Below are 15779 nucleotides of genomic sequence, written 5' to 3'. Positions count from 1 at the left end.
CAGATATGGAGCATTCTGCCCAATATCGCGCTGGCTGCCTCGGAATTTTCATGCGCAAGCGCATAAAAACACCTGGCGGGATAGCCGCCGTGAATAGTGACAAGATAGAATACATGTATATAGGAAAAAAGACATTCACATACCCAATAAAAAAGGTATGCAGGATGTCTTTTTTTATTGCAGAATCAACAAGAAAAGCCGGGTGATCGCTGTAAGATTTGCTTAATCATACAATTTTTTTGCATTATTGTATCTTTTTGAATTAAAAATGGTCGAAAATGACGAAAAACAAGTAGAATTCGTAAAAAATTATGTTTATATGTGGACTATAATAGGAGACACGGCAATGCAACACCTGTCAAAATGACGGAAGCTGATCAGCGCAGCGTGTTGAAGCTCATTGCGTAAATATTCTTTTGGAAGGAGAGCAATGTATGAAATCATGGAAGCGATGGAACAGGGCGTTTGGTGTTACTCTGGCTACAGCTCTTGTCTGCACTTCAGTTAATTTCCCAGTCTATATACAAGCGGCCGTAGAAGACCAGGGAAGCATACCTGAGGCAGCCACAGAGACAATCCCTGAAATCACAGGAACCGTTTACCACGTGGACAGTGAAGGCGGCAATGATGAAAGCGGTGACGGGTCGGAGGCAAATCCATTTAAGACTCTGGCTAAGGTAAACTCAATTGAACTGCAGCCCGGAGACGGCATCAGCCTGAAAAAGGGCAGCATTTTTGACAACCAGCAGCTTGCACCGAAAGGAACGGGAACCGAGGAGAAGCCAATTGTGATCAACACATATGGCGAGGGAAGCATGCCTGTTATCAATGCAGGAGGATTCAGAAGGACCGGCGGCACCAATGGGGACGGAACACCTGAATATGCAGGCTACAAAGAGGCAGTCCTGATCCAGAATATGGAGTATACATATGTAACGGGACTGGAAGTCACAAATGATGACGCTTTCAATGAGACAAGCGATGCAGGAGATCCAAACAACCTGAATTCCGGAAGCGACGATGTAATTCCCAGACGTCTGGGTATTCACGTTACCATTGATGAGCGGGAAACTGTAAACAAAACATTAGAAGGCGACAGAGAGTACAACACCGTGGTTATTGACGGCTGTTATGTACATGATGTAGACGGAAATGAAAACCGCGGTGTAAACAAAGTTGACGGCGGTATCGGTATTGAGGTTATCTTCAGCTCAGAAGCAGGAGTCTTTCCTTACTTTAACGGCGTAACCATCCAGAACAACAGAATTGACCAGTGTGACCGTACAGGAATCAAGGCTATCCGCCTTTCCGACCTGGATCAGTTCAGAAACAATGACCCGGATAAAGCCGGATATGACCCCAATAATGATGCGGATAATAACTCAGCCAATGACGGTGTACGTCATGACAATATCCGCTATAAAGACCAGGCACAGAGAGGTCTTCACATTGTCGGAAACTATCTGAGTGATATCGGCGGTGACGGTATCCTGGTCTGTGAATCACAGGGCGCAGTAGTTGAGCACAACGTGGTAAACGGACAGGCTATGCGTGCAAAAGGAGCCAATGCAGGTATCTGGGCATGGAACTCCTTTGACACATTATTCCGTTATAATGAGAGCTTTGACGGTCCGGCCTACAACCAGGACGGCTGCTCTTACGACAGTGATTACTGGTGTGCAGGCAGCATTTTTGAGTACAATTACAGCCATGATACGCCTATGGGCTTTATGCTTATGATGGGTAATAACAATACAGATGTTATCCGTTATAATGTGAGCCAGAATGACGGTCTTGCATGGCGTCACGGAGCAGGAAATACCAATTCTGAAAGTTACATTTACAATAATGTATTCTATTACGATGGTGCAAACTGGGTATTCAATCACAGCAACGGCGGCGGTTCCGCTATGGGAAGCGCTTACAACTGGCATATGTACAACAACATTTACTATAACTACAATGAAGAAGTGACCAGTAAATGGGGCAGTGCGGAGACAACGGCGGAAAGCTGGAACAACTCTTATCTGCAGCAGGCAGGAAACCTGGTATATGAAGCCAGCGGCATTCATGATCCCGGTGAAATCCCTAATGCGATCCAGGCAGACCCGCTCTTTGAAAATGCGGGCGGCGGCAAGAGTGCCACGATCAGTGAGGATGGTATGACAGCCACATCCGATTGGGAATCCCTGAAAGCCTACGCGCTGAAGGAAGGTTCACCTGCTATCGGCAATGGTGTGTATGTCAATGTAGTTCCGGCAACCAGCCCGGAAAACAAAGGACTCTGGGATTACACTTCAGACAGAAATGCAAAGACCGACTTCTTTGGAAACGCCCTCTATGACGGCGCACCGGATATCGGTATTATGGAAATGACAGGCGTTCAAGGTGCAGACTTTGCACTTGAGAGCAATGCGGGATATAAAGTATATGATCCGGAATGCGGAGAGTATCTTGCAAGCGGAGAGAATGGCCTGGAAGTCAACGCTTCAGGCAGCCAGTTTGTCATGGAGAACGCGGGCGACGGATATAAGGTTAAGATCTGGGATACAGAGAGCAATGCGTACTTATACTTAAATACGGATGGTGACAGCGCAGTTCTGTCCGAAAAAGATTCTACTGTTTGGACTGCCGTTGACCAAAAGAACGGCCTTCATCAGTTGAAATCCGGGAATAACTTCCTTGTCTGCAACGATGATGGAACACTTTCACTGGGCACCACAGGTACAGACTGGCAGTTTGTCCTTCAGGAGCATTCCAAGTCCTATAATGTAGGCGGAGATGCCATTGACGGATTCAGCGCAGACCAGGCTTACGATGCAAATAAAAAATTATCCGGTTATGTTGAGGAGTATACCAAACTGACCGGCAGCGGCAGCGGTGTATATGCTACAGGCGTTACTGCTGATACAATTGAATACAAGGTTTACGCATCAGATGCTTCCCACAATCTGAAACTCTATGTTTCCGAGATGGAAGATACAACCGGGCGTACTTTTGACGTTCTGGTAAACGGTGAGGTAGTGAAAGAGAGATACACCTTGTCCGGTGACACAGATGTGATTGAAATCGGTTCTGTGTATCCTGCAGGCGGTGTTATCACGGTGAAACTTCAGAGTGCATACAGTGAAGAAGCCGGAACCATGACGGATCCGATCCTGAATGGTATCGCAGCAGATATGGCTGTTATGTCAGAAGTGAATATGAGACTGGATGCAGGTAACTCCGATACATCCAATATGGGCAACCATGACGGACTGTTCGAGGATGCAGAATTTGAAGCCACAGGAAGCGGCTGGTACGCAAATGGATCCACCTCAACAGAGGAGATCAACAGCAAGCTCGCCGGTAATAAACCGGTACCGGATGCCGGGCTTGGAACTGCGCTGAAGAGCGGACGTGCCGGAGAAGACTTTGGATATAAATTCAAAGTAGCACCTGGACTTTACAGAGTAAAACTTTACTTTAATGATACAAGCGCAGACGATTTCACCCCTGGAACATTTGATGTGAGTGTCAACGGTTCTGTAGTGGAAGAAGGATTTACCATTCCGGAACAGAACAAAGCATACGATATCACGGTTGAAGCGGAGGCAAAAGACGGTCTGATCGATATCGGACTGAAAGCCGCCGAAGGGAAAGCTATTGTCAATGCAGTTATCGTTGAGCCTTATCAGGAGATTGCAGGTGAGAACCTGGCACTGAATAAACCGGCAGAGGCAAGCGGCCAGGAGGCAGATTCCATGGCAGCAAAATATGCGGTTGACGGCAGCCAGTCCACACGTTACAGCAGCGGAAAGGGCAGCGGCCAGTGGATCAGTATAGATCTGGAAAAGAAATATATGGTAGACACAGTTGCAGTTGACTGGACACCGGGTGCATATGCCACAGATTATGAAGTACAGGTATCTGCAGACGGAGAAACATGGAATACGGTCAAGACAGTAAACAGCGCTTATCCGGGACTGAATCTGGTGAAATTTGATCCGGCAGAAGCTCAGTATGTTGCGATTGTCTCCATCAGCAATGCCAATGAATGGGGAATGTCCATGACAGAGATGGGTGTTTACGGTGAGGAGATCACGGGAAGCCCGGCAGCGACAGTAAGTACAGAAGATAAGGGAAATAATAACTATCAGGTAAATGTAGGTCTGGAGAATATCTATAACAAGTACAGAAATACAGTTGTGGAATATACATATGATCCGGCTCAGATTACGCTCGATACAGATAGCGCGAAAATTAATAAAGATGCATTGCTAAACACACAAGAACCGTCAGTTGTTGACAATGAAGACGGCACTAAAACGGTTCGCTTTGCATATGGAATTAAGAAACAGGATGCATTCAAAAAGGCAGCCGACCTGATGAATGTTACATTCAAGGCAGAAGAAGGAGCAACCAGAAAAACAGTAGCTATAAATGTGTCTTTCAGCAACGCAGAAGGCCATGTGACAGCTCTTGAAAAATTGCTGACTTATGTTCCGAATAATTTTACTTTTGAAGATTTAGGTGTTCTTATTCAGGATGCACAGGCTAAATTAGACGAAGCAGTGGTAGGTCCTAAGCCGGGTGAATATACCCAGGAAGCAGTAGACGCATTGAACGCTGCAATAAGTGAGGCAAAAGCGGTTCCCGAAGGGAAAGATGCAATTGAATATGAAAAAGCTTTTATAAAATTAGAAGCAGCGATTAAAGCTTTTTCAGAGGCAGTAAATGTTGCTCAGTACAGCAACTATTATGAGGACTTTGAAATTGCAGAAAATGTGAATTTTGAAAAGGATAAGGCTTCTGCAGAGCTGACAGATGAAGGGTTGAACTTGTCAATCAATGGATCAGGAAAAGTGAAGGACTTAAATGCAGTTGCTGTCAATGAAGGGGTCTTCCGTATTCGTTTCCAGACAGACAGCGTTGAGGATCAGACCTTGTTTGTTGTAGGTAAAGGAATCCGTTTCGGATTTGATAACGGCAGCAAAGCCTGGTTCTGGGATTCTGCAAATAACAAGGGTGGCTGGGGTAACTTCCCACTTACGTCCCCTCTTACCGCTAATGAGGAACATGAGATCATTCTTAAATTTGTAAGAAACGGTGGTTATTACGATTTATCATTATGGTATGATGGTGTATCTCTTGGTACAGCCAGTGGTATCGACTATAGCGCGGAGCCAGGACAATATCAGCTTCAGACCAGAAGGAGTGCACACAATATCATTGTGAAAGAGGTTTATTATGGAAGTGATGCACCCACACATACAATCCATGTTAATGCAGGAGAGAACGGAACAGTAAATCAGACAGGTGATGTAACTGTATACGAAGAAACAAATAAGACATTTGTGATTAGTCCAAATGAAGGTTATTATGTATCTCAGGTATTAGTGGATGGAGAGTCCGTTGAGGTTGAGAACAATAGAGTCAGCTTCGAGTATATTACAGGAGACCACACCTTAGATGTGACATTTGGTGAGATTAAGAAGCATCAGGATTTCCAGGAGACAGATAATGTGGACTTGGCATATGATGCCGCTTCAGGTGAATTAACAGAAACTGGATTGAAATTATCAATTGGGGCAAACGGTTCTGTGACAGACAAGAGTTCAGAATTCATTGATGAAGGTATCTTCCACATCCGTTTTGAGGCGGAAACGGTAAATGACCAAGTACTGTTTGTGGTTGGTGATAATATCAGATTTGGTTATGATACAGATGCCAAGGCATGGTTCTATGACAGTGCACTAGATACCAAGAGATATGATTATTTCCAAAATTCAACACCTCTTACCCCGGGAGAAATACATGAAGTAGTCTTCACATTTGAAAAAAGTAAGAGCAGAGCTGCGGGATTATATAACTTAAGTCTGCAGTATGACGGTGAGGAAATGGGAAGCTTCCAGAATATTCCATACGGTACAGAACCGGGTCAGTACCAGCTGCAGGCAAGAGAACAGGAAAACCAAATCACTGTAAAAGAAGTTTATTATGGTGATGTAGTTGAAACACATACAATTAAGGTGACTGCCGGAGATAACGGTACTGTAAGCCAGACTGGTAACGTGACAGTTTACGACAAAACAGATAAAACATTTGTAATACAGCCGGAAAAAGGTTATTATGTAGAAAAAGTTTTAGTTGACGGACAGCCTGCAGTTCCAGAGGGTAACAAAGTTTCATTTAAAAATGTTACAGATGACCACACTCTGGAAGTGACATTTAAGAAGTTAGAAACCGCAGGATTAAGTGATTTGATTCAAGAGATGCGAGCAATCCCTGAAGATGGATATACGGCTGAGAGCTATGAGGAATTCCAGAAAGCCATTGCACAGGCAGAAACAGTTATGGAAAATGCAGTATCTCAGAAAGAAATCACAGATGCTATAATAGCGTTAAACAATGCTAAAGACTTGCTGGTTGAAGTTGCGCTGGAAAGCATCACAGTCAACACAGAAAATGCCAAGACAGAGTATCTGTTAGGCGAAGAGTTCAGTGCAGAAGGAATCGTAGTGGAGGCCGTATACAATGATGGTACCACAAGGACACTGAATGCGGACGAATACACCATCACCGGATTTGATTCCAGCGTGATCGGACCAAAAGAGATCACAGTAACCTACACAGAAGGTGAGACTGAACTGACAGCAGCCTTTACTGTACAGGTCAACTTAACTGTAGATACCAAAGGTCTGGAATTAACTATCACCATGGCAGAGAATCTTGCAAACGGCAGCCAGTCCTTCTCACCGGAGAGCTGGGCAGCAGTGGAAGAGGCTCTGAATGAGGCAAATGGTCTTCTGACAAACCCAGAAACAACACAGGGTCAGATTGATGATGCATCCTCAAAACTGCTGAATGCGATCACAGCACTGAAACCGGGCGTACAGAAATTCGGTCTGGAAGCTGCGATCCAGGGAGCAGAAGCTATCCTTGCAGATCCTGTAACAGAAGAGCGTTATACAGAAGGCAGTGTTCAGGCAGTTAAAGATGCATTAGAGGCAGCTAAGACTGTATTTGACACCGTTTACGGCGAAGACGAGGTAGAGGCAGGACAGCAGGCAGTCAATGAGGCAACAACAAATCTGCTCACTGCAGTATCCCAGATGTTAGATAAAGACTTTGCACGTCTCCATGCAATCATTGCGCAGGCAGAGGCGATCCTCAAGGATACTGACAAGTACACAGCAGCATCCGTGGAAAGACTTCAGGCTGAACTGAATGCGGCAAAAGAGACAGCAGCCAATACGGAACTGACAGGACAGGAAGCAAGAGATGCCCGTCACGCACTGGAAGAAGCCATTGCAGGTCTTATCTTCAAGGGCAATAAAGCAGAGCTGGAAGCAGCGCTGGCAAAAGCTCAGAATATACTTGATAACGCAGGCAGATATCTGGCAGGAAGTATTGAGGGACTGCAGGAAGCAGTTGATAATGCTAAGACAGTCTATGATGATCAGGAAGCAGTTCAGGATGAGATCAACGCTGTATTAAAAGCACTGATTAAAGAATGTGAAGAAGTAAGACTTCTCGGTGACGTGGATCTGAACGGTGTTGTAAATGCAGCAGACAGTGCACTGCTCCTGCAGTACAGCGTAGGACTCAAAGAGCTGACGGAAGAGCAGATCCTGATTGGTGACGTGAATGTAGATAATGAAACCAATACAACAGATGCAACCAAAATTCTGCAGTTGTCAGCAGAGAAAATCACTACATTCTGATTTTAAAGGAAAATCCAGGAGAACAGGCAGGTAACCTATATGAAAAAGAGAACCAGGAAAATAGCAATGTTATGTATGAGTGCACTTCTGTTTGTACAGGCAATGCCTGTCTGGGCCGCAGGTGGAACAGAAATCGCATTAAACACAGGTAAGGCTCAGGAGGGCAGCCAGGTTCAGGTGGCTTGTGAGATCACAAACGCCCAGGAAGTGACCAACGGAAAAATCCGTATCCATTACGATGCTTCCAAACTTGTCCTCACTGCGGACAGCGCCGGAGGTGCGCTGTCCGGGGCCTTGTGTGAAGTCAATGACTGCCTGACAGGGAATAAAGATGAAGGTGAGATCGTAGCAGCATTTGCTTCTTCCACCTCTCTTGCAGAGGACGGCAGTCTGCTTGACCTGACATTCCAGCTGGCAGACGGTGTTAAAGCCGGCGATACAGCAGACATTCAGGTAGATGTTGAAGAACTGGCCGGAGAAAACGGCAATATTGAGAACAATAAAACGCATACGGCTTCCATTACTGTGGAAGCAAAGGGTGAAGATCCCAATCCGGGCGGAGATGACAATAAGCCAGGCGGAGATGACAACAAACCGGGCGAAGATGATAACAAAAATCCGGGCGGGGATGACGGCAGCCAGGGCAGTGACAAGAACGACGGAAACGGCAATAAGGGAACCACACCAACCACTACCCCAGCCAAAAAATCCGGAAACGGCACAACAACCTCCAAATCAGCAAAGACCGGGGATGATACCAACATTTTATTCCCTGTTCTGGGTGTTGGAGCGGCAGCAGTAGTGATAGCCGCCGTAGTAGCAGCAAAAAAGAAAAAAGAATCATGATCAGAAAACAGTTATAAAAGAGTGCCGGTCTGCAGGATACTATGCAGACCGGTATTTTTTTATGACTTTTTTTGATAAAATGAAATGATTAAATCATTTTCCATGTTTGGATACGTTTTATTATATAGGGGACGCCCTGTAGGAGGAAAATCTTGACGCGTGAAGACAAACTGATCAAAGAACTGGAACATGGAGATATGAGCGCCCTGGATGAGCTGATATCCCTGTACTATAGCGATATTCTGCGGTACTGTATCTGCCACACAGCGGATAGGCAGACCGCGGAGGATGCCGTACAAGAGACTTTTTTAAAGACCGTGCGGTATTTGGACAGATATATACACAAGGGGAAATTCCGTGCTTTTTTATACCAGGTGGCAGCCAATACATGTGTGGATATGTGGAGAAAAAAACATCAGGAGGAACAGCTACCGGATACGTTTGAATGCCTGGAACAAGGATTTAAGAGAGCTGAGACAGAGATGGACTTTATGCTGCTCATCAAAGAACTGCCAAAAGAGCAGAGAGAGATCATATACCTGCGGTTTGCCCATGAACTGACACAAAAGGAGATTGGACAGATTTTGAATCTGCCGCAAAGGACCGTACAGTCCAGACTGCGGGCCGCACTGAAGCGGATGAAAAAAGAATTGGGGAAAGGAGGGATTCTGCATGAGGAGATCTGAGATAGAAAAAAAGCTTTTGCAATGCATGCATGAAAAGACAGAACCGGATACGGAAGAGAGAGGAAGAAAGGCTGTGATGCTGGCAGCCAGACAGGCATACCGCACCGCTTCCGGGAAAAAGAGGATTTCTTTTTGGCAGTTTATGACAAGCCAGGCCAGATTTTTAGGCTGGAAAATATGGAGTATGCAGGCAGCGTCTCTGGTTGTCGTGTATTTCTTGATCTATACGGTTTGCGCCGGTGATATCTCGTATTTGTGGGGCCGGCATCTTCCGGTGCTGCTGTGTTTTGGAAGTGTTCTTCTGCTCTTTCCCACTCTGCCCATACTGGCCAGGTCCAGGCGCTATCAGATGGCAGAGACAGAACAGGTTTCCCGGTTCTCTTCAAACCGCCTGCTGATCGCCCGGTTGGTAATGATCGGAGCAGGGGATTTTCTGATGCTGACACTGCTGTTTTTCCTTACAGTGGGGGGCATGGGAGGAAATCCGGGGGTTGCGGTATTATACCTGCTGGTGCCGTTTCTCATACTGGGGAGTATTTATATAACCATTGCCGCGCATGTGCAGATCAGATACGTGCTCATAACCTGCCTTGCCACAGGGATGGGAGCTGTGGTGATCCTTTTGCTGATGTATTATTTTTATTACGGTTTTTATGAGCAGTCTTTCCGGGCCGGGTGGGCGCTTGTCTGCGCAGGGGCAGTGCTGTGGGACGTAATCCAGCTTAACAAAGTGGAAAGAAGAGAGACTGCAGTGGATACATGGATATAAGGAGGAATAAGATGGAGCTGACAATTGATCAGATATCGAAAAAATATAAAGACAAGGAAGCCGTCAGTCAAGTCAGCCTTAAGCTGACACCCGGAGTCTGGGGACTTCTGGGGGCTAACGGGGCAGGAAAGACAACACTTATGCGGATGGTGGCCGGAATCCTGAAACCCACCGGGGGCAAGGTTCTCTATGACGGCATTTCCATTCAGGTGTTGGGGGAGAAATACAGGGATATCTTCGGCTACCTGCCTCAGGAGTTTGGATTTTATCCTGAATTTACGGTTCAGGATTATCTTGAGTATATGGCAGTGCTGAAGGGACTGGACAAAAAGGAAAGCAAAAGAAGGATAGGAGAACTTCTGGAGAACATGTCACTTGTGGAAGTGAGAAAGAAAAAGATCATAAAGCTTTCAGGCGGAATGAAGCGCAGGGTGGGGATTGCCCAGGCCCTGCTCAATGAGCCGGAAGTCCTGATCCTGGATGAACCCACAAGCGGCCTTGACCCGGGGGAACGTGTCCGATTCCGCAATCTGCTCTCGGAATTTGCCTCCCATGACAGGATCGTCCTTATATCGACCCATATTGTCTCAGATGTGGAATATATTGCTACGTGCAATGCGGTGATGAAAGACGGCAGGATACTGGCTTCCGGTACCACAGAGGAGCTGGTGACGATGGTGGAGGGTAAGGTCTGGACCGGTTCCATACCCCTGGAGCAGCTTGCAGCGTACGAGCGGAAACTACAGATCGTAAATCTGAAAAATGAGGAGAACGGAAAGGTCTCCGTTCGATATTTGTCTGAAGATCCGGGGATCGCAGATTCCAGAAAAGAAGTGCCCAGGCTGGAGGATCTGTACCTCTGGCTGTTTCCGGAAGACAGATTTGAAAAGGAGGCGGAGTAAATGCGTCTGTTGAAAGCAGAATGTAAAAGGGTTATGAAGACCCGGGCTGTTTGGTTCCTTCTGGCAGCAGCATTATCATTATCTTTTATCATGGCCTATTTTCCAATGAGTTTTATGCAGTATTCCTACATGGACAAAAACGGTGAACAGGTAACGATAACCGGAAGAAAGGCCATAGCAATAATTAAGGAAAAACAGGCGGTTTCCGCCGGAGCTGTAACACCGGACAAGATAAAGGCAGCATTGGAAACCTATCAGGCCTGCGTGGAACAATATGGTCCTACAGCAGGCGGGGACTTTCCGCTCAATGTATATAATGAAAAAATCCTGCCTGTTGAAGCCATCATTCATGTGGTCCGGGAAGTGAATGCTGACAGTAAAACAGGGATTGCGCCGGATATTATGGAGATAGACCCAGAGAACGCGCAACGTTTTTATGAGCAGTGTTCAGAACGCCTGGACAGTCTGATGGACATGGAACAGAAGGAGCATCCGGATGCCCGGAGGAAGGCAAAAGCGCTCTATGCGGAAGTGGAACAGCCCTATGAATATTATCCGGGCTTTAATAAGGATGCCACGGACTATCTGATCCTCTACCTTCTTCTCCTGGAATTTATCTGTGTGCTGCTGGCTGCGCCGATTTTTTCATCGGATCACCAGACAAAGGCAGATGATATCCAGCGGTGTGCCAAATACGGGAGGATCCGGCTGGCAGTTGCCAGGGTGATCGTTATGCTCTTCATATCCACGCTCACGGTGACTGCAGGCGTTACGATCTTTTTGTCACTCACAAAAGGTATATTTGGGGCGGAATGTTTGAAAAGTTCCATACAGATGCTATACTCAGCAGTCAGCCTGTCGAATCTGGATTTGGGACAGATGCTTTTGATCGGAGCGGGCGTTGGACTTCTTACCATTACAGCGGCAGTTTTGTGTACTCTGATGATTTCCTCCAGATGCAGAAGTGTCTCTGCAGCGGCGATCGCCGCTATGGTCATCTGTCTGCTGCCCATTGTCATCGGGCAGATGAGCAGCGGAAATCTGGCCGGCTGGATCCGATGTATTTTGCCCACAGGAGGACTTGGACTGGGAAGCTGTTTTTTATATGAACTGTTTGATTTTAATTTTATTTATCTGGGGTCATTCTCTTTTTGGATACCTCATGTGATACTGGCAGTGCTGGCAGTGGAAATACCGCTGTTCTTTGTCCTGACCGTTTGTTTCCATAATCGGTATATAGCAAAATAATAGCAGTGGAGGGTTCCGAAATATGGACCCCTCCACTGTCTGTTTATAGGATGATTGCACAAGATGGTAACGATTCAGCAGGTCTGCGCATTCACTGCGCTGACCGTTAAAAAGTATTCCGCAGCCAAGCAAAAATCCCATCGCCAAAGGCGATTCTGCATGGATTTTTGCCTGTAGCTGTGAGGGGACGGAACAGTTACACAAGATGTAAGAATATTATAGAAGAAGAACACTTTATTAAATGGGAAATACGCACAACGAATGCTATGATAAGACCATAATATCAGTTCATATTAGATAATGCTAGGAGGTAAGACTATGAAGAGAAGGATGATGAAACTGGCGGCAATTTCCATGTCCGTACTTATGGCAGCAGCTCTCGGTGCGTGCGGTTCCAACGGAGGAGATGACAAAAGCAACGCTGGGGATGAGACGAAAAAGGAAGAGGGTACTGCGTCGTCCGACAGCGAAGACGGGGACAAAGAAATTATAATGTGGGCTAACGGCACAGAAGACCCGGACAAGAGCATTTGGAATTATGCCATTGACAAGTACAATGACGGAAAGGGAAAGGAGACAGGGTATCAGGTGACTTACGTTCCCACTCAAAACGATACCTATAAAGAAAAGCTGGTGGTAGCGGTAAGTTCAGGTGAGTGCCCTGACATTTATCAGACCTGGTCCGGCGGCCCTATGATCGAGTACGTGGAAGCAGGATTCGGCCAGCCCCTTGATGCGTATATAGAGAAATATAATTTAAATGATGTGCTTATGGATGCAGCCCTGGAACAGGGAACTTATAATGGAAAGGTATACGGACTCCCGGTATTGAACATAGCGATCTCCGGTATATACTACAACAAGGAAATGTTTGAGCAGTATAACCTGGAAGTCCCTACAACGGTAAGTGAACTGGAAAAGGTATGTGATACCTTGACGGAGAACGGCATCACTCCCTTTGCCCTTGCCAATGCCTCCAAATGGACAGGCTCTATGTACTTTATGAATCTAGCTACCCGCTACGGCGGTCTGGAGCCATTCCAGAAAGCGGTTTCCGGAGAGGGGACTTTTGAGGATGAGAGCTTTGTCTATGCCGGAGAAAAGATTCAGGAATGGGTCAAAAAAGGATACTTCCCGGAAGGTGTAAACTCTCTCAGTGAGGATGACGGACAGGGCAAACAGCTGTTATATCAGGATAAGGCAGCTATGACCTGTATCGGTTCCTGGTATACAGGCACCATTAAACAGGACAGCGAAGAGTTCTATAATAAATTAGGATGGTTCCCGTTCCCGGCAGTTGACGGTTCCTCCGCAGATGCTTCTATCATCATCGGTACCATCGGTGACGCATTCCTCACCTTCAACTGCACAGGCGAGAAACTGGATGCGGCTTTTGAGATGGCAAGTTACTATTATGATGAGGAGGAATTGGATTTCATGGTAGAGAACGGAAAGATTCCTCCTTTGAAAAAAGTAAAAGAAATGATCACAGATCCGGTCAGCCAGCAGATTCTGGAAGCTGCCACAAATGCGTCTTCCGTACAGCTTTGGTATGACCAGTATCTGCCGCCGGTAGTGTCAGAGGCACATAAAGATACGTGCCAGGAATTGTTCGGACTTACCATGACACCTGAGGAGGCCAATAAAGAGCTGCAGAAGGTAATGGACGAGTACAACAGCAGCCAAGGCGAGGAATGATCATCTCAGTATAAAGAAGAATATTGGATTTGGGCAGAAAGCCGGCAGTGGGAGATTTTCATTGTCGGCTTTTCCCTTTTCAGAGGGATTCTTTTGTTCCCAGTGGGAAAAACTATATAAATAATCTGCAGTTCAGGTAAGAATATTATATAATGTGGACACTTTATTTTATGGTTATTAGGCAAAAAGAAGGCTATGATATAATGCATAAAGCAAAATCACGTATTTCATTTTAAGGAGGAAAAGTATGAAAAAAAGAATGGCAAAACTGGTTACTCTTTCTATGACAGCTCTCATGGCAGCATCACTCTGTGCATGCGGCAGCGACGGCGGGAACAGCAGTGCAGGTGAAAGTGATTCTACAGGCGAGAAAGCAGCAGAAACAAAAGATTCCGGTGATGACAGCAAAGAGATCGTCTATTGGAATATCGGAACAGAAAGCCCGGATAAGGATGTTATTGCAAAAGCAGTAGACAAATTCAATTCCGAGACAGAATCAGGTTATACCGTTACAGTAGTACCCACCCAGAATGATACCTACAAAGAAAAACTGGTAGTTGCCATGAGCTCAGGTGAGTGCCCGGATATGTATTCTAACTGGTCCGGTGGTCCTATGTATGAATATATAGATTCCGGTTTTGGACAGCCTATTGATGACCTGTTCAACGCATCTGATATTAAGGATAAACTCATGGACGCAGCCGTTTCACAGGCTACATACAATGACCATGTGTACGCAGTTCCTTACCAGAACGTATCTCTTGCAGGTATATTCTACAACAAAGAAATATTTGAGAAATACGGACTTTCAGAGCCGAAAACCCTCGGTGACTTAGAGAACATCTGTAAGACACTGAAAGACAACGGCATCACTCCGTTTGCTCTGGCTAACGGTTCCAAATGGACAGGTTCCATGTATTTTATGAGCCTTGCGGCACGCTACGGTGGACTGGAACCATTCCAGAAAGCAGTTGCAGGCGAGGGTAAATTTACGGATGACTGCTTCATCAAAGCTGGAGAAAAGATCCAGGAATGGGTCAATGCAGGGTATTTCCCGGAAGGTGTAAACTCTCTGAGTGAAGATGACGGACAGGCAAAACAGCTGATGTATCAGGAGACAGCAGGCATGCTGCTGTGCGGTTCCTGGTATACAGGTACTTTCTCCTCCGACAGCGAAGAGTTCTACCAGAAAATTGACTGGTTCCCATTCCCGGCCATCGAGGGTTCCGATGCAGATGCAAACATCCAGATCGGTACTGTAGGTGACCAGTTCATCACATTCAACTGTGAAGGCGACAAGCTGGCAGCAGCTTTTGAATGTGCAGAAGCACATCTGTCCGATGAAGTGATTGACTTTGAAATTGAAAAAGGCAAGATTCCGCCGGTAAAAGGAATTGAAGATAAGATCACGGACCCGGTTGCTAAAAAGATCGTTGAGACAGCAAACAATGCTCCGGAGATCCAGCTCTGGTATGACCAGTATCTGCCGCCGGCAGTTGCAACGGCTCATCTTGACGGATTACAGGAAGTGTTTGGTCTGACCATGACTCCTCAGGAGGCTCAGGACTCTATGCAGACTGCAATGGATGACTATTTAAGCACAAAAGCCGAGTAAAACCTACCGTTAAAAATGCGCTCTGTCCTCTGCGGACAGGGCGCTTTTTTACCTTCCGCATATGGAGGGGCCTGTGCCCAAGCATCTGTTTTTTCTATAAATTTATGTTCTTTAAAAGGCAGATATTTATAGATAATGCGTAGATTGTTCTATGTCTTTTCAGCAGTCTGTTTGCTAGTATATATAATAAGAAAAGAAAGTGTTAAGGTAACTATTCAGCAGGTCTGCGCATTCACTGCGCTGACCGTAAGAAAGCATTTTGCAGCCAAGCAAAAATCCCATCGCCAAAGGCGATCCTGCATGGATTAT

General features: G+C 46.0%; 8 protein-coding genes. All 8 read left to right on the top strand.

Annotated elements, in window-relative coordinates; genetic code table 11:
• Nucleotides 1–434: 434 nt before the first annotated feature.
• The 8 genes from C6P39_RS06795 (at nucleotide 435) to C6P39_RS06760 (ending at nucleotide 15470) form a co-directional block, all read left to right on the top strand.
• A complete protein-coding gene (locus C6P39_RS06795) occupies nucleotides 435–7706 on the top strand; it encodes a discoidin domain-containing protein (RefSeq protein WP_104803240.1) in 7272 nt (2423 codons plus the stop codon).
• Between the two features lie 39 nt (nucleotides 7707–7745).
• On the top strand, nucleotides 7746–8552 hold the full coding sequence (locus C6P39_RS28135) for a cohesin domain-containing protein (protein WP_104803239.1): 807 nt from the start codon (nucleotides 7746–7748) through the stop codon (nucleotides 8550–8552).
• 152 nt (nucleotides 8553–8704) lie between these two features.
• Nucleotides 8705–9238 carry an RNA polymerase sigma factor gene (locus C6P39_RS06785; RefSeq protein WP_104803238.1) on the top strand — a complete coding sequence of 178 codons (534 nt, stop codon included), beginning with the start codon at nucleotides 8705–8707 and terminating at the stop codon, nucleotides 9236–9238.
• A complete protein-coding gene (locus tag C6P39_RS06780) occupies nucleotides 9225–10007 on the top strand; it encodes a hypothetical protein (RefSeq protein ID WP_104803237.1) in 783 nt (260 codons plus the stop codon). Before C6P39_RS06785 ends, C6P39_RS06780 begins: the two co-directional genes overlap by 14 nt.
• Before the next feature lie 11 nt (nucleotides 10008–10018).
• Nucleotides 10019–10909: an ABC transporter ATP-binding protein gene (locus C6P39_RS06775; RefSeq protein WP_104803236.1), complete on the top strand. Its 891-nt coding sequence runs from the start codon at nucleotides 10019–10021 to the stop codon at nucleotides 10907–10909.
• Nucleotides 10910–12157 carry an ABC transporter permease gene (locus C6P39_RS06770; protein WP_104803235.1) on the top strand — a complete coding sequence of 416 codons (1248 nt, stop codon included), beginning with the start codon at nucleotides 10910–10912 and terminating at the stop codon, nucleotides 12155–12157.
• A gap of 318 nt (nucleotides 12158–12475) precedes the next feature.
• Complete coding sequence (locus C6P39_RS06765) at nucleotides 12476–13855, top strand: extracellular solute-binding protein (protein ID WP_104803234.1); 1380 nt, start codon at nucleotides 12476–12478, stop codon at nucleotides 13853–13855.
• 247 nt (nucleotides 13856–14102) lie between these two features.
• On the top strand, nucleotides 14103–15470 hold the full coding sequence (locus C6P39_RS06760; protein ID WP_104803233.1) for an extracellular solute-binding protein: 1368 nt from the start codon (nucleotides 14103–14105) through the stop codon (nucleotides 15468–15470).
• The last annotated feature ends 309 nt before the right edge of the window (nucleotides 15471–15779 follow it).

It is taken from the genome of Blautia marasmi, assembly GCF_900258535.1.
Taxonomy (GTDB): domain Bacteria; phylum Bacillota; class Clostridia; order Lachnospirales; family Lachnospiraceae; genus Blautia; species Blautia hominis.
This window is presented reverse-complemented; position numbering and strand designations above follow the sequence as displayed.